The sequence below is a fragment of the Bordetella sp. 2513F2 genome (assembly GCF_054642735.1).
In genome coordinates this window covers 3543514-3564841 of the sequence record NZ_CM137755.1, presented here as the reverse complement: position 1 = coordinate 3564841, position 21328 = coordinate 3543514, and the positions used below count along the sequence as shown (strand labels likewise).

Sequence of the window (21328 nt, the reverse complement as noted above, 5' to 3'; positions counted from 1 at the left end):
GCTACGAATAAAAGGGCGGTAATGGAAGACATCACATTGCATCCGGCCGGCGTGTCGGCAGAGCCGGAGCTGGGCGACGTAGACGTCGTTGCCTGGTGGCTGTCGCATTTCGAGCAGGCGCTGCATGACGGCGATATCCGGAAGATGCGGGAGCTGTTCACGGAGGAGAGCCACTGGCGCGACCTCCTGGCGTTCGAGTGGAATATCGTCCCGTTTGCCGGGGCGCAGGCGATCGCGGAGCAACTGGCCGCGAAGCAGCCGGAGGTGAAGGCGGAGAAGTTCCGGATCGCCCGGAACCATGTCGCGCCGCGGCGGGTGCGCCGCACCGGCACGCTGGTCATCGAGGCCATCTTTGAATTCGAGACGGCGGTGGGCCGGTGCCACGGCGTGCTGCGCATTCCCGCGGACGGACCCAGGAGGGTCTGGGTCTTCATGACCTCGCTGCAGGAGATCCGGGGGCACGAAGAGCCCATCCATGACCGCCGGCCAAGCGGCGCCGCGTATTCCCGGGAATTCGGCGGCGACAACTGGGCTGACCGCCGCCGCAAGGAACAGCTCTATGCGGACCGCGATCCCACGGTCCTGATCATCGGCGCGGGCCAGGCCGGGCTTTCCACGGCCGCCCGGCTGCGCCTGCTGGGGGTCGATGCGCTTTGCGTCGACAGGTATCCGCGGGTGGGGGACGTCTGGCGCAATCGCTATCACTCCCTGGCGCTGCACAACCGGGTGCCGCTGAATCACCTGCCTTACCTGCCTTTTCCGCCGAGCTGGCCGAAGTACCTGCCCAAGGACATGATAGGGAACTGGCTGGAAACCTATGCCTGGGCGATGGAGTGCAATGTGTGGACCGGCACCACGTTCACCGGCGCAACGTTCGACGCCGCTGCCGGGCGCTGGGCCGCGGAGGTGCGCCGTGACGACGGAACCACGCGGACATTCCATCCCAGGCACCTGGTTTTCGCCAACGGCGTGGTCGGCAAGCCCAGGATACCCAAGCTTCCGGGGCTGGAAGCCTTCAAGGGCGAGGTCGTCCATACCCATGGCTTCCGTGACGGCGCACGCTGGCGTGGCAAGCGCGTGCTGGTGCTGGGGGCGGGCACGAGCGGACACGACATCGCCCAGGATCTGCATGGCCACGGCGCGCACGTCAGCCTCATCCAGCGGGGTTCGGTCACGGTGTCCAGCGTCAAGGCGGCTTCCATCGGCCATGCGGTCTATTACGACGAAGGCCTGTCGACGGAAGACGCCGACCTGATAACGACCGCCATAACCTACCCGCTGGCCGTGCGCAACGCCCAGCTCGCCACCCAGCGCATGATCGAGATGGACAAGGACCTGCTCGAAGGCCTGCGCGCCAGGGGATTCAAGCTGGACTTCGGCGAGGACGACACCGGGCATCTGATGAAGGTGCGCCGCATTCACGGCGGCTACTACCTCAATTGCGGCTGTTCGGAGCTGATCGTCGAGGGGAAGATCGGCCTGATCCAGTTCGAGGAGATCGAGCGCTTCGTGGAGGACGGCCTGCTGATGAAGGATGGGCGTATCGAAGAAGCCGAGCTCCTGGTGGCGGCCACCGGATACCAGAGCCAGCAGGAAGTGGTCCGCGAGCTGCTCGGCGACCGGATCGCCGACAGGATCGGGCCCGTGTGGGGCCTGGCTGACGATGGGGAGCTGGCCAACATGTTCCGCCCCACCGCCCAGGAAGGGCTGTGGTTCCTGGGTAGCAGCTTTGCCCAGGCGAGGATCTATTCGCACTTCATCGCGATGCAGATCAAGGCGCGTGAGCTGGGCCTGGTGGCCTGAGGGAGGCGGACGCCATGCTGGATCTGACAGGGAAAGTGGCCTTCGTGGCCGGTGCCGGCTCGGTCGGCGAGGGCTGGGGAAACGGCCGGGCGACGGCGGTGCTGCTGGCGCGGCGCGGCGCCACGGTCTTCGGCACCGACGTGAGCGAGCAGGCGCTGGCGGGAACCGCATCCCGCATGACGGAGGAGGGGCATGCAAACTGGACCGGCATGGCCTGCGACATGACGGTGAGCGCCGAGGTGCAGCGCGCGGTCGGGCATTGCCTGGCTCTCCATGGCCGGATCGACATCATGGTCAACAACATCGGCGGCAGCGTGCAGGGGGATCCCGTGTCGATGCCCGAGGAAGCCTGGGACGGCCAGATGGACCTGAACCTGAAGACGACGTTCCTCGGATGCAAGCACGTGCTGCCCGTGATGGAACGCCAGTTCGATGCCGAGGGCCGGGGCGGGGCGATCGTCAACATCTCCAGCATTGCCTGCATGAGCCACCAGGTCGCGGGCCGCGTCAACGTGGCCTATGCGGCGGCCAAGGCGGGCGTCGTGGCGTTCAGCCGCGCTACCGGCATCGCCTATGCGCGCAAGGGAATAAGGGTCAACACGGTGGTGGTCGGCGTCATGCATACGCCCCTGGTGGAGGAGCGCTTGGTGAAGCAACTGGGTGCGGCGGATGCGCGAGGCCTGATCGAGAAACGCCACGCCAGCGTGCCCATGGGCCGCATGGGCGACGCATGGGACGTTGCCCATGCGGTATTGTTCCTCGCGAGCGACGAGGCCAGGTACATCACCGCCACGCAGCTGGTGGTGGACGGTGGCGTTACCGCCGCCCGGTGACGAAGGAGAGACCATGCCGCGCATCGACATGCCTGCACCAGCCAGCCTGTCCGCCGAGCAACGGCAGGCCTGGACAGAGGTCGTGGCCGGACCAAGAGGCAAGGCGCCGGCGCCCATGATTGCATGGATCTGCAATCCGGAGCTGGCACGCCGGTCGCAACGCCTGGGTGAGCTGCTGCGATTCGAGACAACGCTGGGCCCGCGGTTGACGGAACTGGCCATCCTCGTGTGCGCGCGGCACTGGACCTCGCATCACGAGTGGACGGCGCACAAGGCGCTGGCCCTGGCGGCGGGGCTGGACGCCGGGGCCATTGCAGACATCGCGGCGCGGAGGCAGCCGCAGTGTGACGACCCCGAAGCCCTGCTCGTATATCGCGTTTCGCACACGTTGCTGAGCACGGGCGCCGTTCCCCCGGACCTGTATTCGGAATGCGTCGCGTCCCTGGGCGAGCGGGGCGTAGTCGAGCTGGTGGCCGTGCTGGGCTATTACTGCTACGTCGCGCTGACGCTCAACACCTTCGAGCTGGGCCTGCCGGACAATTTCGCGCCGGAGCTCGCGTGATGGCGGGCTGCGCGCCGGCGCCCGGCGACGAGATTCCCATCGATCCGGACCTGCCCGTTGTCGATGCGCATCATCATCTTTATGTGCGGCCGGGGCTGACCTATCTCCTGGACGACTATCTCCGCGACCTGCACTCCGGCCATCGTGTGGTGGCCACCGTGTATGTGCAGGCCCGCAGCATGCCGTACACCGACGGGCCGGAAGCATTGCGCCCCGTGGGCGAAACGGTCTTCGCCAATGGCGTGGCACGGGAGGCCCTGCAAAGGGGGCACGACGGCCCGCGCGTGTGCGCCGGCATCGTCGGCCATGCCGATCTGCTGCTGGGGAGTCGCGTCAGCCCGGTGCTGGAGGCGCACGTCGAGGCGGGCACCGCCCCGGAGGGAGGGGGGAACCGCTTCAAGGGCGTCCGGCATATCGCGGCCTGGGATGAATCTGCCGAGCTCCTCAACCCTGCCTACCCGACGACGGAGGGCATGCTGGACAGCCCCGCTTTCCGGGCCGGATTTGCCCAGCTGGGGGCGCTCGGCCTGAGCTTCGACGCCTGGGTACTGTTCCACCAGCTGCCCCGGCTGGCACGCCTGGCACGCGCCTTTCCTGCGGTGCCCATTGCCTTGAACCACTGCGGCGGCGTCGTGGGGATCGGCCGCTATGCGCGGATACGGGACCAGGTCTTCCAGGCCTGGAAGGCGGGAATCGAAGACCTGGCGTCCTGCCCGAACGTCATGGTCAAGCTCGGCGGCCTGGGCATGCCCTTGTCCGGATTCGGATTCGACACCCGCAAGCAGGCGGCGTCGTCCGCTGCGCTGGCCAGTGCCTGGCGTCCCTGGGTGGAGACTTGCGTCGAGGCTTTCGGCTCGAGGCGCTGCATGATCGAAAGCAATTTTCCGCCGGACAAGGCGAGCTACCGCTACGCAACGGGCCTCAATGCCATGAAGCGGATCCTGCGCCAGGCGAGCGACGATGAAAAGGCAGACATTTTCCGAAGGAACGCTGCGCGCTTCTATCGCCTGCCGGAGTTTGCCATGTAGCCGGGCAGATTCCGATGCCGGGCGATCCTTGTGTTTTTCGCAAAGCACCTTGCCATCTGGCACGCACCCCGGCATTGCGCCGGAAACTAGAATTTTTCACCAGCAGCCGCAGAGCTGCACGAGGCATCCGCCTCCAGGGCTGGAACCAAGGAGACCCATTCCATGCTGACCAAGCGACAATTCCTGCTGGCCGCCGCAGCGCTGCCGATTCTCGGCATGCGGCCGGCATTTGCCGGACCTTATCCGGAAAAACCGATCAGGATCATCGTGCCGGCATCGCCGGGCACGTCGATCGACGCGGTGACCCGCTTTTTCTCGGAGCCGCTGTCCAAGGCACTGAACACTCCCGTCATCGTGGAGAACAAGTCGGGCGCGGGCGGCCTGATGGCGTACACGAGCGTGGCCAAGTCCGCGCCGGACGGCTACACCATCATCCTGACGGGAACGCCCTTGTACCTGCTGCCGCTTTACTCGGCCCAGCAGGATCCGCCCGTGTTCGATCCGGCCCAGGACTTTACGCCGATCGCCCGGGTTGCCCGTGTGCCGTACGCGATCGTCGTCGGCGCGGATTCGCCGTATCGCAGCATGCAGGATCTCGTCCAGGGCATGACGGAAAAGCCCGACACCGTGACCTACTCCTCCCAGGGCGTCGGCAGCAGCGCGCACTTGTGCTCGGTGATCCTGAACGACATGAGCAAGACCCGGGCGCGGCACATCGGCTACAAGGAGACGACGATGGCCGTCACCGACGTGGTGGGCGGCCGGATCTCGTTCACCTGCCAGACTTCCGTCGGGGTATTGCCGCTGGTCAACGGCGGCAGGCTGCGGGCCCTCGCGGTAACGACGGCGGACCGCTGGGAGGCGCTGCCCAGCGTGCCCACCGTTGCCGAGTCCGGCGTGCCGGGCTTCGAGGTGTCGTCGCAGCTCGATTTCATGGCGCCGGCAGGAACGCCTGAGCCGGTGCTGAAAGTCCTGTCCGATGAATTGACCCGCATCGCCGCGACCCAGGCTTTCAAGGATTTCTGCTCGAAGCAGATCCTGACCCATGAGGTCATGGGATCCCGGGAGATGCAGCCGGTTCTTGCCGCGGAAACGGCGCGCTGGAAGCGCGTGGTGGCCGTGGCCAAGGGTGAGTGACATGGCAATGCAGCGTATGGGAATCGCGGAAGCGAGGGCATTGGCGGTCGCTTTCCTGGGGCGCCACGGGATGAGCAACGACCACGCAGGGATGGTGGCCGATCATCTCATCTACGCCACCATGGCAGGGCATGACTTCGCGGGCCTTTCGCGCTTGCTGCCCCTGGCCGAAAGATTGCAGTCCATCGGGCTGGGAGGAGAAATCCGGACCGTCCGGGAAACCGACAAGTCGGCTTTCATCGACGGGGCGGGCGTCAACGGCTATGTCACTTCGGTAATCGGCATGGACAAGGCGATCGCGCTGGCGAAGCAGAGCGGCGTGGGCGTGGTGGCGGTCAGCAACAGCTGGTTCTCCGGAATGCTGCGCTATTACGTGGAGCGAGCCGCAGAGCAGGGCCTGGTGGCCATCCACGCCGCAAATACCACGGCACGCGTCGCACCCTTCGGCGGCATCGACCGCCTGCTGGGCACCAATCCCATCGCATTTGCATTCCCGGCCAACGATACGCCGCTGGTGATCGACTTTGCCTCGGCTTCCCTGATGTGGGGCGACGTGATCTACCACCAGCAGACCGGGCGGCCCCTGCCCGAGGGGCGCGCCGTCGATCCGGAAGGCCGCCCCACCCTGGACCCCGTGGCAGCGCTGGCCGGCGCCATCCTGCCGTGGGGCGGCGTGCGTGGATACGGGCTTTCGGTTGCCATCCAGGCGCTCGGCATCCTGGGCGGCAGCGATCCCATCGTCAGCGAGACCGGGAAATGGGGTTACTGGTTCTTTGCCATGGATCCGGAGCTGTTGATGCCCGCGCAGGACTTCAAGGCCCGGATCTCGGCGATGCGGACGGCCATCGAGGACTCGCGGCCGGCGCAAGGCAACAGCGCCGTAAGGGCGCCGGGCTCGCGCGGCTCGCGCAACGTGGCCGAAGGCCGGGCCCGGGGATGGATTGAGGTGGATGAGGCCATCTGTGAGGCGCTGAGGAGAGGCTGAGGGCGGGCTGGGAACTGCTAGGTCAGCGTGTTGTGGGGAGCCGAAAGTCGGGATAGCGTTGCGCGTAATCAGGCGGCGGCTCTGGTTGATCCAGGCAGATCTTTTCGGAGGCGGACATCGACGAATACATGCGCGTATTCATGCGGGAAGGGGGGCTGCGCGCGGGGCTTGCCTATTACCGCGCGGCGGGGCTGTCGGCGCAGCAGAACCGGGAGCTCAGCGCGCGGGGCCGGCTGAAGATGCCGGTCCTGGCGGTGAGTGCGGACCAGGGCTCGATTCCGGACATGGCCGGGCCGCTGCGCGCCTATGCCGAAGATGTGGAGGGCGTGGTGATTGGCCGGTGCGGACATTTCCTGCCGGAAGAACAGCCTGCAGCCGTGGCGGCCGAACTGATCCGGTTCTTTGGCTAGTCGTTCAGCCCTCGGCCCCCGGGGGCAGCTTCGCAATCACCTTGATCTCGAAGTCGAAGCCATAGAGCCAGGTCACGCCCACGGCGGTCAGGGTGGGATGCGGCGCCTCGCCCCAGTATTCCGGCACGATCTCCCAGATCGTTTCGAACTTGGCTTGCGGGTCGACGATGAAGACGGTGACGTCGACCACGTCGTCGAATGTGCAGCCGGCCGCCTTCAGGATCACAGCGAGGTTGTCGAATGCACGCCGCACCTGGGCTCGCAGGTCCGGCTCGGGCGAGCCGTCGTCGCGGCTGCCGACCTGCCCCGAGACGAAGAGAAAGCCATGGGAGCGGATGGCCGGCGAATACCGGTTCCGTTCATAAAGTGCCTGGCGTCCGGGCGGGAAAACGACGTCGCGGGTAGTCATGATGCGCTCCAGGTGTGGGTCGAAGCCGACCCGTGGTCCATGATGGGCCCACTTTAATTGCGCATCTCGTGCGGATAAACGGGTAAGCCACGCCTTTACTGTTTGTAATGGTCGAACAATGTGGACGCGCACGGTACCGGCTCGCTTGCGCTGCAGCGCAGCGGCACGGCCGGCAATAGTCCGCCATCGATGGCGTTGGCATGCCAGTTGCTGCAGGGATGTACCTCTCACGCAGGAGTACCGTCATGCAAACTGCTTCCACGGCCGATGCCGCCGTCAGCCAGGCCAGGCCCGTCTCGCCGATGCAGCGCCTGAAAGAGATCGACGCCGACCGTCCGGATTTTCCGGGCGAGCACCTGATCGTGTTCGGCGTGGGGGCGCTGCTCATGATGGCCGGCATGCGCAGCCGTTCCGTGCTGCGCCGCGGGCTGTTCACGGCAGCGGGCGCGGCCTTCGTCGGGCGCGCGGCAAGCGGCACGGGCGGCATCGCGCGGGTGGCGCGCGTGGTGAAGAGGCTGGCCTGAGCGGCTCGGCCGCAGATCCGGGTATGGGTGCAGTCTCGTCCCCTGCGCGGGCCGCCGTGCCGGGCGGCCCGCGGGACGTGCGCGACTATGCCGGCGTCGTGGCCGGCCCGCCGCGCTCGGCGTGGCCGTCGTTCCGGCCGGCCTGCATGGCGCCCTCGGGCAGCGACGCCACATAGAGCGTGCGCGAGGGGAACGCAAAGTCCACGCCGAGCTCGGCGAAGGCCTCCATCATGGCGAGATTGATGGCCTGCTGGATGTCCATATAGAGGTTGTAGCCGGGATCCAGCACGATGTAGACCACTTCGAAATCCAGCGAGCTTTCGCCGAAGCCCTTGAAGTGCGCACGGTCGAAGCGCACCTGTTGCTGCGCCCGGACGATCTTCTCCACGATTCCCGGCACCTGGCGCAGCTGCTCAGGCGTGCTGTCGTAGGTGAGGCCGAACTGGAACACGATGCGGCGTTCCTGCAGGCGCTTGTAGTTCTGGATGGTGGCGCCGAGCATGCCGGTGTTCGACATGACGATCTGTTCGCCGCCCAGGCTGCGTATGCGCGTGGTCTTGAGCCCGACGTGCTCGACCGTGCCCGCCAGCGGACCCACCACGATGAAATCGCCGACTTCGAAGGGCTTGTCGATCGCGATGGACAGCGACGCGAAGAGGTCGCCCAGGATGTTCTGCACCGCCAGGGCGATGGCGATGCCGCCCACGCCCAGGCTGGCGACGAAGGCCGTGATGTTGACACCCATGTTCGACAGCATGGCCAGCAGCACGACGGCCCACAGCAGCACTTTGGCGGCCCATACCGACAGCGTGGCCAGTGCAGTGAGCTGGGCGTCCTGCACCCCTGCCTGCCGGCGGAAGTACGACTGCATGCCCAGGACGATGGCGCGGTGCGCTCACAACGCCACCTGGAGTATGGCCACGACGAACCAGAGGCTGCCGATGCGGTCGCTCCAGCGTTCCGGGAGATCCAGCACGCCCGCGCCGATGAGCAGCGCAGCCAGCGCCAGCAGCGTGTTGCTGGTGCCTGCCACGACGTCGGCCACGATGCGGACGAAATGGTTGCCGCCCGCCTCGGCGAGCCGGTGCAGGCGGCGCTGGACGAAGCCGATGGCGACGCGCGCCACCAGGAATACGATGATGGCCACGGCAGCCGCCAGCAGCCAGTTGGCCAGCGGTATGCCGAGGAATCGGATTTCGGTGAAGAAGGCGCCGAAGGACGTGCCGGACATCGATGTCTCCCCGGTTGATGGCGATGGCGTATGGCGGCCGCGCGGCGATGCTGCTGAAACGGTGGCGGCCTGTGCAAGGATGCAGCCCTTATAGGGTAACAGCCCCTATAGGGTAACAGCGGGGTAACGGCGCGGGTAACAGCGCCTGCGTAACGGCGCCTGGCGGGAAGGGGGCGGGCCGTGCCGGCGCGGTTGCGCCGCGGCATCAGAGTTTCATGTCGAATCCGGCCTTGGCCAGCTCGAACTGGCATTGCTCGAAACCCGTGCCGGGCACCCGTTCGCCCGTGCGGTCGAGCACCTCGTCCATGCGCGTGCGTATCTGTTCTGCGGCATCCGGGCGATCGCCGAGGAAGATGCCGCGCGTCATCGTGACGTTCGCGCTTTCGACGCTGCCGGCACCCGCCAGCAGGATGCACCGGGTGGGCGCGTCCTCGGCCACCAGGGCGACCAGGGCAGGGCTCACGGCGGCGGGCGCCAGCCGCGCCAGGGCCTCGGGCGCCAGGACACCCTCGGTCATGGCAGTGGCGGCGGTGGGCGCCAGGCAGTTCACCCGGATGCCGTACTTGGCGCCTTCCAGCGCGAGCGTCTGCATCAGGCCCACCAGCGCCATCTTGGCGGCGCTGTAGTTGGCCTGGCCGAAGTTGCCGTAGAGGCCGGACGACGATGTCGTCATCACGATGCGGCCGTAGCGCTGGGCACGCATGGTCTCCCATGCCGCCTTGATGCAATGCACGCTGCCCATCAGGTGCACGTCCATCACCAGCCGGAAGTCGTCCAGCGACATGTTGGAGAAGGTCTTGTCGCGCAGGATGCCGGCATTGTTGACGAGAATGTCGATGCGCTCCCAGGCGGCTACCGCCCGCTCCATCATCTGCTGCATGCAGGCGTAGTCGGTGACGTCGCCGCCCGCGGCAATGGCCTCGCCGCCATGGCGCACGATCTCGTCGACCACGGCAGCCGCCGGCGAACCCGCATGCGAGCCCGCCACGTCGTTGACCACGACCCGCGCGCCGTGCCGGGCCAGCTCAAGGGCATGGGCGCGGCCCAGGCCGCTTCCGGCTCCGGTGACGACGGCGACGCGGCCCTGCAGGGACTTCTTCATGAATGCTCCAGTCAATGAATCGGAAAGAGATCAGAACGCGACGGCGTCCCGGCCCTTCAGCCCGAGCATGGCCCGGGCTTCGTCGGGCGTGGCGATCTCGAGCGAAAGTTCTTCGAGGATGCGGCGTATCTTGGCCACCTGCTCGGCGCAGGACTTTGCCAGTTGTCCGCGGGCCAGGTAGAGGCTGTCTTCCAGCCCCACGCGCACGTTGCCGCCCAGGATGGCGCCCATGGTCACGAGCGGCATCTGGTGGCGGCCCGCGCCGAGCACGGAAAAGCGGTAGCCGCCACGGCCGAACAGCCGGTCGGCCGTGGTCTTCATGGCGACCAGGTTCTCCGGGTCGGGGCCCATGCCGCCCAGTATGCCGTAGATGCTCTGAATGAAGAGCGGCCCCTGCACCAGCCCCTCGTCGACGAAGTGCGCCAGGTTGTACAGGTGCCCCATGTCGTAGCATTCGAACTCGAAGCGCGTGCCGCACTCTTCGCCGAGCACCTTGAGGATATGCCGGATGTCGCGGAACGTATTGCGGAAGATCAGGTCCTCCATGCCCTCGATGTAGGGCTTTTCCCAGTCGTGCCGCCATTGCGTGATGCGCCGGGCCGCGGGGTGGATGGAGAAGTTCATCGATCCCATGTTCAGCGAGCACATTTCCGGCTTGGCGCGCAGCGGATAGGCCAGCCGCTCCTCCAGCGTCATGCGGGTGCTGCCGCCCGTGGTGATGTTGATCACCGCATCGGTGGCGTCGCGTATGTGGGGAATGAACTGGTCGAACACGGCCGGGTCCGCCGTGGGCCTGCCGTCCTGCGGATCGCGCGCATGCAGGTGCAGGATGGCGGCGCCGGCGCGCGCCGCCTCGATGGCCTGCCTGGCGATCTGCTCCGGCGTCAGGGGAAGGTGCGCAGACATGGTGGGCGTATGGACCGATCCCGTGACCGCGCAGGAAATGATGACCTTGTCTTGGCTGCTTTTCATGTCGGATGCCATCCATGGAGTTGAAGTGCGGGGCGCCTGGCCGTTCATACGGCCAGCCATTGGGAGACCACTGATTCGTTCGAGCCCAGTTCGTCGGGCCTGCCCTCGAACACGATGCGGCCGTGTCCCATCACGCAGACGCGTGTCGAGACCTTGAGCGCGATGGTGAGTTTCTGCTCCACCAGCACCACCGAGACGCCCTTGCGGTGCATGTCCTGGATGCACTCGCCGACCTGGGCCACGATGCGCGGGGCAAGCCCCTCTGTGGGTTCGTCGATCAACATGACCAGGGGGTTGCCGAGCAGCGAGCGGCAGATCGTCAGCATCTGCTGTTCGCCGCCGGACAGGCTCCCGGCCTTGGTGCCGCGCCGTTCCTTGAGCCGGGGGAAATAGTCGAACATCTCCTCCACCGTCCAGCGATGCGCACCCGGCACCGGCGGCTGTTCGCCCATGCGCAGGTTCTCGTCCACGCTGAGGTTGGCAAACACCTCGCGCTCTTCCGGCACGTAAGCCACGCCCGCGCGGCAGATGGCGTAGGGCCGGGCGCCGGCGAGGTCGCGGCCGAGCAGGCGTACGTGGCCGGACGTGGGCGCCACCAGGCCCATGATGGTCTTCAAGGTGGTGGACCGGCCCGAGCCGTTGCGGCCCACGAGGCTCACCACTTCGTCGCGCCTCACCTGCAGGTCCACGCCGTGCAGGACGTGGCTCTTTCCGTAGTGCGCGTGCAGGTTCTCCACGCTCAGCAATGCGGTGCTGGTCATTCTTCGCCCTCGTCGCCCAGGTAGGCCTCGCGCACGGCCGGGTGGGCACGGATCTCCGCAGGCGTGCCGGTGGCGATCACCTGGCCGTAGACGAGCACGCTGATGCGGTCGCTCAGGGCGAAGACGACGTCCATGTCGTGCTCGACGATCATGAGCGTGCGGCCGGCGGAGACTTCCCGGATCAATTGAGCGGTGTAGGCCGTCTCTTCGTGCGACATGCCGGCCATGGGCTCGTCCAGCAGGATGAGCCTGGGGTCGGATGCGAGCGTCATGGCGATCTCCAGGGAGCGTTGTTCGGAATAGGCCATTTCCCCCGCGATCGAGCCGGCCCGGGCCGTGAGCCGCACCTGCTCCAGCAGCCGTTCGGTTTCCTGGCGTATGCGGCGGTCGCGGTCGACGAACTTCCAGAAGGCGTACTGCAGCCCGTGCCTGCGCATCACCGCGAGCCGTATGTTCTCGAAGGTGCTCAGCCTGGGAAAGATATTGGTGATCTGGAACGAGCGCGACAGCCCTCGCCGGTTGATCGCCTGCGGCGAACGGCCGCCTATCTCGCTGCCCTCGAAGCGGATGGTGCCGGAGGTCGGGGCGAGCTGGCCCGACATCAGGTGGAACAGGGTGGACTTGCCGGCGCCGTTGGGGCCGATCAGCGCGTGGCGCTCGCCGGGCAGCACGTCGAGGTCCACGCCGCGGATGATGTCGGTCAATCCGAAGGACTTGCGCAGGTCGCGGATGCAGAGAATGGGGTCGGTCATGCCAGCTCCTTGCCCTGGGTGGCCACGGGCGCGGCTGCCGGCGGCGTGCCGTCGCCGTCGAGCGCGGCCAGGCGCCGCCGGCACAGCCAGACCAGCAGGCCGCCGAGCCCCAGCAGCAGCGCCGGCGCGCCCCAGGTGGCGGCGGACTGCGGTTGCCACGCACGGCCGAACAGCGTCAGGGCCGGCCAGGGCTGGCCTGGGTTCAGGGCGATCAGCGACTGGTACTCCTGGGAATACAGGCGCTGCAGCAGTTCGACGAGGAACACGGCGCCGGCGCCGGCCAGCGCGGCGGCTGCGACGGCCAGCATGAATACCGGCATCAGCGGGTCGGCGGGGTGGCGCTCGCGCAGGCGGCCCGCCGTTCCGATCAGGCCGGTGAGGCCGCCAGGCATGAACATCATGACCAGCACGAATATGACGCCCTGGTAGAGCAGCCAGGACCGGGTCAGGTCGGAGACCGCATAGCCGAAGAAGGTCATGAGCGCGGCGCCGAACGCGGGGCCGAGAAAGACCTGCACGCCGCCGATGTAGGTGTTGAGCACCGCGGCGGCCGACAGGGAAGGATCGAAGACCACGTAGTTGGCCGATTCGTTCGACAATACCTGCAGGCCGCCCGCCATGCCGGAGAACATCGCGGAGATGGCGAATACGACGGTGCCCAGGCCATGGACGTCGTAGCCGAGGAATCTCAGGCGATGGCTGTTCTCGCGCAATCCCAGCGTAAGCCGGCCCAGCGGCGTGCGCGTGTAGAGATAGAGCAGCGCCATGGCCAGCAGCACCCAGGCCAGCGTGAGGTAGTACACCTGCGTGGTGGAACCGAAGTCGTAGCCCCAGGCCGGCATGCGCATGGTCGACAGGCCGGCTTCCCCGCCGAAGATTCCCTTCAGGTGCGGGGCGAGCGAATGGACGAGTTCGGCGATGGCGAGGGTGATCATGGCGAAGTAGGTGCCGCTGCGCTGCGTGGCGAACCAGCCGGCGATGCCGCCGAACACCAGCCCGCCGAGGGCGCCGGCCAGGGGCATCAGCGGGGTGGGCAGCAGCCCGGCGCCGTCCAGGGCATTCATGGCGTGCACGGTGGCGAAGGCGCCGACGCCGAAATAGGCCGCGTGGCCGAAGGACAGCATGCCGGCCTGCCCGCAGAGCAGGTTGTAGGCGGTGGCAAAGAGCGCGGCGATGAGCATCTGGATGGCCGCGTTGAGCAGCCCCTGCGAGAGCAGGAACGGCAATGCCGCCAGCAGCGCGACGCCCGCCAGGCAGGAAAGAATGGTCTTGCTCATCGTGTCAGCCCCTTTCGCCCATGAGTCCGCCCGGCCGCACCAGCAGGATCAGCAGCATGAGCGCGAACGGCAGGGTGGCCGCCAGGCTGGACAGGTTGAGGGTCATCAGTCCGCCCACGTCGCGGGCCCACTGCCCGGCGCCGACCAGGGCCAGCAGGTCGGCCAGGCTGCCGTCGATCGACACTGCCAGCGAGGTGATGATGCCGATCAGCAGCGAGGCCAGCATCGCGCCGACCAGGGAGCCCAGCCCGCCCACGACGACCACAACGAACACCATCACGCCCAGCTCCAGCGCCATGTTGGGGCTGGTGGTGTAGAAGGCGCCCGCCACGGCGCCGGCCAGGCCGGCCAGCGCGGCGCCGGCGCCGAACACGCCCATGAACACCAGCGGCACGTTGTGCCCCAGCGCTTCCGCCATGCGCGGCCTGTGGATCGCGGAGCGCACTACGATGCCGATGCGCGTGCGGGTCAGCAGCAGGTAGATCACGATGAACATCGCGATCGCGATGCCCCCCATCAGCAGCCGGTAGACGGGATACTGGGTGCTGCCGATGCTGAAGGCGGAGAAGTCCAGGAAGGGCGGTACGCGGTAGTCCACCGGGTAGTTGCCGAAGAACAGCTTGATCGACTCGGCGATGATGAACGACAGGCCGAAGGTCAGCAGCAGCTCGTGGGCGTGGCCGTGATGATGTACCCGGCGCAGGAAATAGCGTTCGACCACCACGCCGACCAGCCCCACCAGCAGGGGCGAGGCGACCAGGGCCGGCACGAATCCGATCGCGCCCTGCAGCGTGTAGGCGAAATAGGCGCCGAGCATGTAGAACGAGGCGTGCGCGAAGTTCAGCACGCCCATCATGCCGAAGATGAGCGTGAGGCCGGCCGATACCATGAACAGCAGCAATCCGTAGATGACGCCGTTCAAGAGGGAAAAGAGAAGTTGTTCCATGGAGTCCGGGGGCAGCCGGGTGGCGTGGACTGCGCAGGCCGGGCCGCCCGTTTCAGTTGCGCTGATGGTGCACGGCCGGCTGGCGGCCGAGCAGACAGGTGCGTGTACGACTCAGTCCGGCCGCTTCATCTTGCAGCTCGCCTGCGCGGGCGTGGACGCGTCCTCGGCCGAGAGCAGCAGGACCGGCTTGAATCCCAGGTCGGTGCCGTCCACCTTGTGCCGCGCATCCCGGGAGACGGTGGAGACGACCAGCGGCAGCTGCGCCTGGTGGTCGGAGGCCCGCATGCTCATCTCGCCCATGGGCGTCGGGATGCGGGTCGTCTCCAGGGCCTTCGCGAAGTCGTTCACGCTCAGTGCGCCGTTGGCGGGCGGAGTGCGCTTGAGCGCCTCGGCCACCATCTTCATGCCGTAAACGGTCTGCGGTTCGATGAACACCGGCATGTGGCCGGTCTTGGACCGGTAGTCTTCCACGAACCGGTCGCCTTCTTCGCCGCCGGCTTCGGCGTTGAACGTGTGCACGACGAAGTTGCCTTCGGCCAGGTCTCCGGCGTTGGCCAGGTTGCCGGGCTGGTCCAGGTATACGGTGCCGTAGCGCGCCTTGAGCCCTGCGGCCTTGGATGCCTTCATGAGCAGCAGCAGGTCGTTGGACCAGTTGCCGGTGATGACGGTATCGGCGCCCGAAGCCGCGATCTTCGCGACGTAGGGCGCGAAGTCCTGGATCTTGTTCACGTCGTGCAGGGTCTTCTCCACCACCGTGTAGCCACCCGGCTTCTGGTTGTCGACGATGGCCTGCTCCATGTCCTGGCCCCAGGAGTAGTTCTGGTTGATGGCATAGACCCTGGTGCCGAGCGCGTTGGCCTTCTTCATGCCTTCGACCAGCGATTTGGTGCGCACCTGGGCATTGCCGGCGAAGCGGAAATGGTAGAAGTTGCACTTTTCCCCGGTGAGTTCCAGCGCCTCGGCCCCCATGTTGATGTAGACCATCTCCTTGCCGGGGTTGCGCAGGTTGTGCTTGCGCACGTCCTCGGTGATCTGTCCGCCGATGGCGGACGACGCGCCCTGCACCACGATCTGCACGCCGTCGGCGGCGGCCGCCTTGAGCTTGTCGGCGGCTCCCGCTGGGCCGCCCTGGTTGTCGTACTCGAGCAGTTGCACCGGTTCGCCATTCCATCCGCCATTGGCGTTGATCTGGTCGACCACATAGCGCACGGCCGTGCGGTACGACTGCCCGGAGGATGCCTGCGGGCCGGAAAGCGTTTCAACCAGTCCTATCTTGACCGGGGCAGCCCAGGCCGTGGCGGTGCACGAGGCGCCGAACGCGGCCAGGGCGATGGCGGAAAGGTCGAGCTTGTTCATGTCTGTCTCCTTGTTTTTGAGTCGTGATGCGGGGTGGCGGATGGGCGCTGGCGCTCAGAGGTACTCCATGTTGCCGTCCACGCTGATTGCCTGCCCCGTGATGTTGCGGGCTGCCGGCGAGCACAGGAACAGCGCCGTGGCGGCAATGTCGTCCGTCGTGACCATGCGGCGCAGCGAGATCTTGCGCAGGTACTCTTCGCGCATCGCCTCCACGGGCACGCCGGACGCGGCAGCCCTGGCGCCGATGACGCCGTTCATGCGGGCGCCCTCCACGGTGCCGGGGAGAATGGCGTTCACGCGCACGCCGTGCGGGCCGAGCTCTATCGCGAGCGACTTCATGAAGCCCACGATGGCCCATTTGGTCGATGCGTAGGGTGTGCGCAGGCCGTAGCCCAGCCGGCCGGCCACTGAACTCATGGCGATGAGGCAGGGGTTGCCGGGAGATTCCTTCAGCAGCGGAACCGCGCGCGACGCGAAGTAGAAGTGGCTGTTCAGGTTCACGTCGACGGTGCGTTCCCAGTCGGTGCGCCGCAACTGCTCCACCGGGCCGGTGGGCCCGGCGATGCCCACGTTGTTCACCAGCACGTCCAGGCCGCCCAGGTTGTTCCGGACGTCGTCGAACACGGTGTCCACGTCCGCGGGAACCGAGGCGTCGGCCGTGCTCGTGGTGATTTCCGGCGTTTCGGCCGCCAGCCGGTCGAGTGCGTCCCGGTCGATGTCGCAGACGTGTACGCGGGCCCCCGTTTCGCGGAAGGCCAGGGCCACGGCGGCACCGATGCCCGAACCCCCGGCGGTGACCAGGACGCGCAGGCCCGGGGTGGGACGGAGCGTATCGATGATGCGCTTGTGCACCGCTTTGTCTCCTTTGTTGTACAGCGTGAGTGTCGGCGAGCGGCGCATGCAAAGCTATATGCGATATGCACATGGGGACATAGTTGTTGATATGATGTTTGCACACTGCACGGGTGCATGCCCGGCTTGCTCTCTCATGCCGTCCCTGCTTCGAAGGCCCATGTCCCGTCCATTTCCGAATCCCGCGGCGCGCGCGGGCACGACCCCCGGCGTGGAGACCATTGCCGCCGAGCTGGTGGCGCTGCTGCATGGCAATGCCCCGACCGAAGACTTCTCGGCCCGGCTGGCCTATCTCGAGGCGCTGCCCGACGAGCTGGTGCAGAAGAACAGCCTGGTGGAACTCGGGCGCATGGCCACCGCCCTGCGTAACCGGCTCGAACAGCACGCGCAGCGCGAGCGCGGCATGCTGGCCGTGATCGAGTCGGCACAGGATCTGGCCGGCCGCCTCGATCTCTCCGAGCTGCTCAAGGCGATCGTCACCCGGGCCCGCGACCTCCTCCGGGCGCATCTGTGCTGGCTGACGATCTACGATCCCGACGCGGGCGAGTTCAAGGTGGTGGTGGCCGAGGGCGCGATCGCCGAGCGCACCGGGAAGATGAGGGCCAGGCGCAAGCTGGGCGTTGCAGGCGTGGTGATGTCCACCCGCCTGCCGTTTTCCACGCCGGACTACCTGCACGACAACCGCTTCACGCATGATCCCGACCTGGACGATATCTTCCGCGACGAAGGCGTGGCGGCGCTGGTGGGCGTGCCGCTGATCTGGGACGACAACGTGATCGGCCTGCTGTTCGTTGCCGACCGCTATCACCGCACCCATACGGCGTTCAATGTGTCGATCCTCTGCACGCTGGCCACGCACGCCGCCGTGGCCATCAACAACGCCAAGGCCTTTGCGGATGCGCAGTCGGCGCTGGAGAAGGCCGACCTGGCCCGCGCCGAGCTCGAACAGCATGCGCGCGACGTGCAGGGCGCCGTGGAAGCGCACGAGCGCCTGACGATGCTGCTTGCCAGGGGGGCGACGCTGGGCGAGCTGTGCCAGTCTATCGCGGAGCTGCTCGAAGGCAGCATCCTCGTGCTGGACGAAGGCCATCAGGTGATGGCGCGCGCCGCGGCGCCCGAGTATGACGGGACTGCCGCCGCGGCTTACCAGCCTTATGGGCCGCATAGTGCGGCACTGACGCAAGCCCTGGGAGACAGCCGGCGGGCCGGCCGCTCCACGATCGCCTATGAAGCCGGGGGCGAGATCTGCCGCGTCATTGCGGTGATCGGCGGCGGCGAGGTGCTCGGCTCCATCCTGCTGTTCAGGCGCGGGGACATGCGGGATATTTCCATCCGGACCTTCGAGCGCAGCTCCAGCGTCATCGGCGTCGTGCTGCTGTCCCAGGAGCGCATGGAAGCGAGCCGGAGCCGCGATGTCTCCGAATTCATGCAGTCGCTCATTTCCCCCAGGCAGGGCGAGCGCATGCTGCATCCCGGCCGGGCCGAACGTTTCGGCATCGATGTCTCGCAGCCCCTGTCGCTCATGCTGGTCGAGCTGGACCACGCCGCGCCCGGCTTCCTGGCGCGGCGCCTGCGTACCGTCCTGGCGCGTCCGGCCCTGGTGCTGGACGACGTGGACGGCGTGCTCGTCTTCGTATGCGGCGCGACACGGGCGCAGGATCTGCTGGAAGCCTTCGGCGAGTTTGCCCGCCGCGAACTGGGCGATGCGTACCGGGGCGTGCTGTCACGCCCGGCGCAGGGCGCTGCGGAGATGCCGGCCCTGTACGGGGCGTTGCGGCGCGCGCTCTCGGTAGTGGGGCGCCTGGGCATGCGCGGCCGCATCCTGCGGCAGAACGAGCTGGCGCTGTATTCCGTGTTGTTCGAGACGCAGGACCGCGCCAGCCTGAACACCTTCCTGGATGCCACGATCGGCGCGCTCATTCGCCACGGGCACCAGCGCGGGCCGGAGCTGGCCGCCACCCTGCTGGCCTATTTCGACCATAACCAGAATGCCACGCTCACCGCCTCCAGCCTGGGCATCCATGTGAATACGGTAAGGCAGAGGCTGGCGGGCGCGGAGGAGCTCATCGGCTACTGGGGCGACGCGGGCCGGGCGCTGGAGCTGCATGTCGCCTTGCGCCTGTGGCGCATCGGCGTGGCGGACCTTCCTGCCTCGATCCCCGTCAGGCCGCCAGCCTGACCGCTGTCGGCTGTCGGGCGGGCCAATGCCACCACCGGCAACTCCTGCGGCCGGCGCCGCACGAACAGCCGCAAGACGGCGCCCCGAGGCGCTTCAGATGTCATCGCGGTGTCATGCTGATGTCATGGGGGGTAGTCAGCATTCGTTCAGAACCAGAAATTTCTGATAACAACCGGGAACTCTACGTATGCCCCCTGTTTCGCTGCCTGGCCTGCGCCCCACGCTGCGCACCCTGCTCCGCCTGTTCACCATCGCCGCCGTGTCGGCCACCATCGCCGCCTGCTCGGACGACGATGATGTCGCCGCTGCCGATCCCGGTCCCCCGCCTGCCGAACAGGTGCCCGAAACGCCGCCGGCGGCCCCGACGCCCGACAGCCTGCGTTTGTCGCTGCTGGGCCGCTATTCCACCGGCCAGTTCGACGAGTCCGCTGCCGAGATCCCGTCGTACGATCCGGGAACCAAGCGCGGTTTCATCGTCAATGCGCTGAGCGGCACGCTCGACGTGCTCGACCTGTCCAATCCGGCCGCACCGCAGAAGGTCGGCGAGATCGACGCCGCCGACGTCGCGCCCGGCGCAGTGGTCAACAGCGTGACCGTGCGCAATGGCATCATCGCGCTGGCGATCGAAGCCAGCGACAAGACCGATCCCGGTTTCGTCGGCTTCTACGACGCCGCGACGCTGGCGCTGCTGGGGCACGTCGGCGTGGGTTCCCTGCCCGACATGCTGACTTTCACGCCGGACGGCAAGTACGTGCTGGTGGCGAACGAAGGCGAGCCGAGCGACGATTACTCGGTCGATCCGGTCGGCTCGATCTCCATCATCGATGCCACCGACCCGGCGGCGCCCACCGTGCGGACCGCCGGCTTCGCAGCCTGGAACGGCAAGGAAGCCGAGCTGCGCGCGGCCGGCGTGCGGATCTACGGCCCGGGTGACGGCAAGCTGGTCAACGGCGCCACCGCCGCCCAGGACCTGGAACCCGAATACATCGCCGTCTCGCCCGACAGCACCACCGCCTGGGCGACGCTGCAGGAGAACAATGCGATCGCCAAGATCGACATCGCCTCCGCCACCATTACCGACATCGTGCCGCTGGGCTTCAAGGACCACGGGGTGGCCGGCAACGAGTTCGACGCGAGCGACGATCCGGCGGAGCTGAAGATCGCAACGCATCCGGGCGTGAAGGGCATGTACCTGCCCGATGCGATCAGCGCCTTCGAAGCCCAGGGCAAGACCTGGATCGCCACGGCGAACGAAGGCGACGCGCGCGCATGGGGCGAGGACAACGATGCATACTGGGGCGATGGCAGCACCGACCCCGCGACGCCCGGCGATCCCGCCCAGGGTTTCGTCGAGGAATTCCGTGTCAAGCATCTGGTGCATGCGAGCGGCTTTGCACGCCGCCGCGGCGACGACCTGCCGCCGCAGCTCGACCAGCTGGCCGAAGGCGCCCTGCTCAATCCGGAGACGTTCGCCTGGTGCGGGGCCACGGCGGGCGACCCCGGCGACTGCCGCGATGACGAGGTCCTCGGGCGCCTGAACATCACCTGGACGCTGGGCTACCGCACCGACGCCAACGGCGATCCGGTGAAGTTCGACGCCACCGGCACCGAAAGCCCGACCGGCACGCTGCTGATGTACGACAATCTGTATGCCTATGGCGGCCGCTCGTTCTCCATCCTGGATGCCGACGGCAAGATGGTGTGGGATTCGGGCAGCGCCTTCGAAACCTACCTTGCCAGCGACCAATGCCGCCTGGGGCCGAACCGCGACATTCCCTGCGCCGACTACTTCAACTCGGGCCACGACGAGGGCAACGCCTTCGACAGCCGCAGCGATTCGAAGGGCCCGGAACCGGAAGCGATCGAGATCGGCAAGCTGGGCGACAAGGTCTACGCCTTCATCGGCCTGGAGCGCATGGGCGGCATCATGGTTTATGACGTCACCACGCCGGAGGCGCCGAAGTTCGTCGACTACTACAACAGCCGCGCGAACTGGACCGACGATCCCGAAGGCATCCTCGATACGGTGGGCGACCTCGGGCCCGAGGGCATCAAGTTCGTGTCGCCGGAAAACTCGCCGACGCAGGACGCGCTGCTCATCGTGGGCAATGAAGTGAGCGGCACCACGGCCATCTACAAGATCGAGCAGATCTTCAATCCGTAACAGGCCGCTGCCGGCCTGGAACCGACGCCCGCTCCGGTGATCCGC

At 67.1% G+C, this 21328-nt stretch carries 21 protein-coding genes; 10 read left to right on the top strand and 11 right to left on the bottom strand.

Annotated features, from left to right (window positions below):
* The first annotated feature begins 21 nt into the window (after window positions 1–21).
* The 7 genes from ACYBYQ_RS16850 (at window position 22) to ACYBYQ_RS16820 (ending at window position 6758) form a co-directional block, all read left to right on the top strand.
* Window positions 22–1803 (top strand): flavin-containing monooxygenase, encoded by a 1782-nt coding sequence (locus ACYBYQ_RS16850; protein ID WP_459615596.1) that lies wholly within the window; start codon window positions 22–24, stop codon window positions 1801–1803.
* 14 nt (window positions 1804–1817) lie between these two features.
* A complete protein-coding gene (locus ACYBYQ_RS16845) occupies window positions 1818–2636 on the top strand; it encodes an SDR family NAD(P)-dependent oxidoreductase (RefSeq protein ID WP_459615595.1) in 819 nt (272 codons plus the stop codon).
* Between the two features lie 13 nt (window positions 2637–2649).
* On the top strand, window positions 2650–3198 hold the full coding sequence (locus tag ACYBYQ_RS16840) for a carboxymuconolactone decarboxylase family protein (RefSeq protein WP_459615594.1): 549 nt from the start codon (window positions 2650–2652) through the stop codon (window positions 3196–3198).
* Window positions 3198–4226 carry an amidohydrolase family protein gene (locus ACYBYQ_RS16835; protein ID WP_459618810.1) on the top strand — a complete coding sequence of 343 codons (1029 nt, stop codon included), beginning with the start codon at window positions 3198–3200 and terminating at the stop codon, window positions 4224–4226. The genes ACYBYQ_RS16840 and ACYBYQ_RS16835 overlap by 1 nt, the downstream gene beginning before the upstream one ends.
* Window positions 4227–4388: 162 nt before the next feature.
* On the top strand, window positions 4389–5363 hold the full coding sequence (locus ACYBYQ_RS16830; RefSeq protein WP_459615593.1) for a tripartite tricarboxylate transporter substrate binding protein: 975 nt from the start codon (window positions 4389–4391) through the stop codon (window positions 5361–5363).
* 70 nt (window positions 5364–5433) lie between these two features.
* Window positions 5434–6348 carry an Ldh family oxidoreductase gene (locus ACYBYQ_RS16825; protein ID WP_459615592.1) on the top strand — a complete coding sequence of 305 codons (915 nt, stop codon included), beginning with the start codon at window positions 5434–5436 and terminating at the stop codon, window positions 6346–6348.
* A gap of 128 nt (window positions 6349–6476) precedes the next feature.
* Window positions 6477–6758: an alpha/beta fold hydrolase gene (locus tag ACYBYQ_RS16820; protein ID WP_459615591.1), complete on the top strand. Its 282-nt coding sequence runs from the start codon at window positions 6477–6479 to the stop codon at window positions 6756–6758.
* Between the two features lie 4 nt (window positions 6759–6762).
* Here ACYBYQ_RS16820 and ACYBYQ_RS16815 read toward each other — a convergent pair whose 3' ends face one another.
* On the bottom strand, window positions 6763–7167 hold the full coding sequence (locus ACYBYQ_RS16815) for a RidA family protein (RefSeq protein ID WP_459615590.1): 405 nt from the start codon (window positions 7165–7167) through the stop codon (window positions 6763–6765).
* A gap of 245 nt (window positions 7168–7412) precedes the next feature.
* Between ACYBYQ_RS16815 and ACYBYQ_RS16810 the strand changes: the two genes are divergently transcribed.
* Complete coding sequence (locus ACYBYQ_RS16810; protein WP_459615589.1) at window positions 7413–7691, top strand: hypothetical protein; 279 nt, start codon at window positions 7413–7415, stop codon at window positions 7689–7691.
* A gap of 85 nt (window positions 7692–7776) precedes the next feature.
* Here ACYBYQ_RS16810 and ACYBYQ_RS16805 read toward each other — a convergent pair whose 3' ends face one another.
* The 10 genes from ACYBYQ_RS16805 to ACYBYQ_RS16760 form a co-directional block, all read right to left on the bottom strand.
* A complete protein-coding gene (locus ACYBYQ_RS16805; RefSeq protein ID WP_459615588.1) occupies window positions 7777–8562 on the bottom strand; it encodes a mechanosensitive ion channel family protein in 786 nt (261 codons plus the stop codon).
* 24 nt (window positions 8563–8586) lie between these two features.
* A complete protein-coding gene (locus tag ACYBYQ_RS16800) occupies window positions 8587–8922 on the bottom strand; it encodes a hypothetical protein (protein WP_459615587.1) in 336 nt (111 codons plus the stop codon).
* Window positions 8923–9127: 205 nt separating this feature from the next.
* Entirely contained in the window at window positions 9128–10024 is an 897-nt protein-coding gene (locus tag ACYBYQ_RS16795; RefSeq protein WP_459615586.1) for an SDR family NAD(P)-dependent oxidoreductase, read from the bottom strand.
* A 30-nt stretch (window positions 10025–10054) separates the two neighbouring features.
* On the bottom strand, window positions 10055–10996 hold the full coding sequence (gene kce, locus ACYBYQ_RS16790) for a 3,5-dioxohexanoate:acetyl-CoA acetone transferase (RefSeq protein WP_459615585.1): 942 nt from the start codon (window positions 10994–10996) through the stop codon (window positions 10055–10057).
* 44 nt (window positions 10997–11040) lie between these two features.
* Window positions 11041–11757, bottom strand: a complete 717-nt coding sequence (locus ACYBYQ_RS16785; protein WP_459615584.1) for an ABC transporter ATP-binding protein — start codon at window positions 11755–11757, stop codon at window positions 11041–11043.
* Window positions 11754–12509, bottom strand: coding sequence for an ABC transporter ATP-binding protein (locus ACYBYQ_RS16780; RefSeq protein ID WP_459615583.1), 756 nt, complete (start codon window positions 12507–12509; stop codon window positions 11754–11756). Before ACYBYQ_RS16780 ends, ACYBYQ_RS16785 begins: the two co-directional genes overlap by 4 nt.
* Window positions 12506–13786: a branched-chain amino acid ABC transporter permease gene (locus ACYBYQ_RS16775; protein WP_459615582.1), complete on the bottom strand. Its 1281-nt coding sequence runs from the start codon at window positions 13784–13786 to the stop codon at window positions 12506–12508. The genes ACYBYQ_RS16780 and ACYBYQ_RS16775 overlap by 4 nt, the downstream gene beginning before the upstream one ends.
* 4 nt (window positions 13787–13790) lie before the next feature.
* Entirely contained in the window at window positions 13791–14732 is a 942-nt protein-coding gene (locus ACYBYQ_RS16770; RefSeq protein ID WP_459615581.1) for a branched-chain amino acid ABC transporter permease, read from the bottom strand.
* Between the two features lie 111 nt (window positions 14733–14843).
* On the bottom strand, window positions 14844–16088 hold the full coding sequence (locus tag ACYBYQ_RS16765) for a branched-chain amino acid ABC transporter substrate-binding protein (protein ID WP_459615580.1): 1245 nt from the start codon (window positions 16086–16088) through the stop codon (window positions 14844–14846).
* Window positions 16089–16142: 54 nt separating this feature from the next.
* A complete protein-coding gene (locus ACYBYQ_RS16760) occupies window positions 16143–16988 on the bottom strand; it encodes an SDR family oxidoreductase (protein ID WP_459615579.1) in 846 nt (281 codons plus the stop codon).
* 112 nt (window positions 16989–17100) lie between these two features.
* Between ACYBYQ_RS16760 and ACYBYQ_RS16755 the strand changes: the two genes are divergently transcribed.
* Together ACYBYQ_RS16755 and ACYBYQ_RS16750 are read left to right on the top strand one after the other, a co-directional pair.
* Complete coding sequence (locus ACYBYQ_RS16755; RefSeq protein WP_459615578.1) at window positions 17101–19119, top strand: helix-turn-helix domain-containing protein; 2019 nt, start codon at window positions 17101–17103, stop codon at window positions 19117–19119.
* Window positions 19120–19306: 187 nt separating this feature from the next.
* On the top strand, window positions 19307–21283 hold the full coding sequence (locus tag ACYBYQ_RS16750; protein WP_459615577.1) for a choice-of-anchor I family protein: 1977 nt from the start codon (window positions 19307–19309) through the stop codon (window positions 21281–21283).
* Window positions 21284–21328 lie beyond the last annotated feature (45 nt).

What these genes read in the sequence shown, in the direction of transcription:
- ACYBYQ_RS16850 (WP_459615596.1), top strand. Translation starts at nt 22, where the DNA reads ATGGAAGACATCACATTGCATCCGGCCGGCGTGTCGGCAGAGCCGGAG.
- ACYBYQ_RS16845 (WP_459615595.1), top strand. Translation starts at nt 1,818, where the DNA reads ATGCTGGATCTGACAGGGAAAGTGGCCTTCGTGGCCGGTGCCGGCTCG.
- ACYBYQ_RS16840 (WP_459615594.1), top strand. Translation starts at nt 2,650, where the DNA reads ATGCCGCGCATCGACATGCCTGCACCAGCCAGCCTGTCCGCCGAGCAA.
- ACYBYQ_RS16835 (WP_459618810.1), top strand. Translation starts at nt 3,198, where the DNA reads ATGGCGGGCTGCGCGCCGGCGCCCGGCGACGAGATTCCCATCGATCCG.
- ACYBYQ_RS16830 (WP_459615593.1), top strand. Translation starts at nt 4,389, where the DNA reads ATGCTGACCAAGCGACAATTCCTGCTGGCCGCCGCAGCGCTGCCGATT.
- ACYBYQ_RS16825 (WP_459615592.1), top strand. Translation starts at nt 5,434, where the DNA reads ATGAGCAACGACCACGCAGGGATGGTGGCCGATCATCTCATCTACGCC.
- ACYBYQ_RS16820 (WP_459615591.1), top strand. Translation starts at nt 6,477, where the DNA reads ATGCGCGTATTCATGCGGGAAGGGGGGCTGCGCGCGGGGCTTGCCTAT.
- ACYBYQ_RS16815 (WP_459615590.1), bottom strand. Translation starts at nt 7,167, where the DNA reads ATGACTACCCGCGACGTCGTTTTCCCGCCCGGACGCCAGGCACTTTAT.
- ACYBYQ_RS16810 (WP_459615589.1), top strand. Translation starts at nt 7,413, where the DNA reads ATGCAAACTGCTTCCACGGCCGATGCCGCCGTCAGCCAGGCCAGGCCC.
- ACYBYQ_RS16805 (WP_459615588.1), bottom strand. Translation starts at nt 8,562, where the DNA reads ATGCAGTCGTACTTCCGCCGGCAGGCAGGGGTGCAGGACGCCCAGCTC.
- ACYBYQ_RS16800 (WP_459615587.1), bottom strand. Translation starts at nt 8,922, where the DNA reads ATGTCCGGCACGTCCTTCGGCGCCTTCTTCACCGAAATCCGATTCCTC.
- ACYBYQ_RS16795 (WP_459615586.1), bottom strand. Translation starts at nt 10,024, where the DNA reads ATGAAGAAGTCCCTGCAGGGCCGCGTCGCCGTCGTCACCGGAGCCGGA.
- kce (WP_459615585.1), bottom strand. Translation starts at nt 10,996, where the DNA reads ATGAAAAGCAGCCAAGACAAGGTCATCATTTCCTGCGCGGTCACGGGA.
- ACYBYQ_RS16785 (WP_459615584.1), bottom strand. Translation starts at nt 11,757, where the DNA reads ATGACCAGCACCGCATTGCTGAGCGTGGAGAACCTGCACGCGCACTAC.
- ACYBYQ_RS16780 (WP_459615583.1), bottom strand. Translation starts at nt 12,509, where the DNA reads ATGACCGACCCCATTCTCTGCATCCGCGACCTGCGCAAGTCCTTCGGA.
- ACYBYQ_RS16775 (WP_459615582.1), bottom strand. Translation starts at nt 13,786, where the DNA reads ATGAGCAAGACCATTCTTTCCTGCCTGGCGGGCGTCGCGCTGCTGGCG.
- ACYBYQ_RS16770 (WP_459615581.1), bottom strand. Translation starts at nt 14,732, where the DNA reads ATGGAACAACTTCTCTTTTCCCTCTTGAACGGCGTCATCTACGGATTG.
- ACYBYQ_RS16765 (WP_459615580.1), bottom strand. Translation starts at nt 16,088, where the DNA reads ATGAACAAGCTCGACCTTTCCGCCATCGCCCTGGCCGCGTTCGGCGCC.
- ACYBYQ_RS16760 (WP_459615579.1), bottom strand. Translation starts at nt 16,988, where the DNA reads ATGCGCCGCTCGCCGACACTCACGCTGTACAACAAAGGAGACAAAGCG.
- ACYBYQ_RS16755 (WP_459615578.1), top strand. Translation starts at nt 17,101, where the DNA reads ATGTCCCGTCCATTTCCGAATCCCGCGGCGCGCGCGGGCACGACCCCC.
- ACYBYQ_RS16750 (WP_459615577.1), top strand. Translation starts at nt 19,307, where the DNA reads ATGCCCCCTGTTTCGCTGCCTGGCCTGCGCCCCACGCTGCGCACCCTG.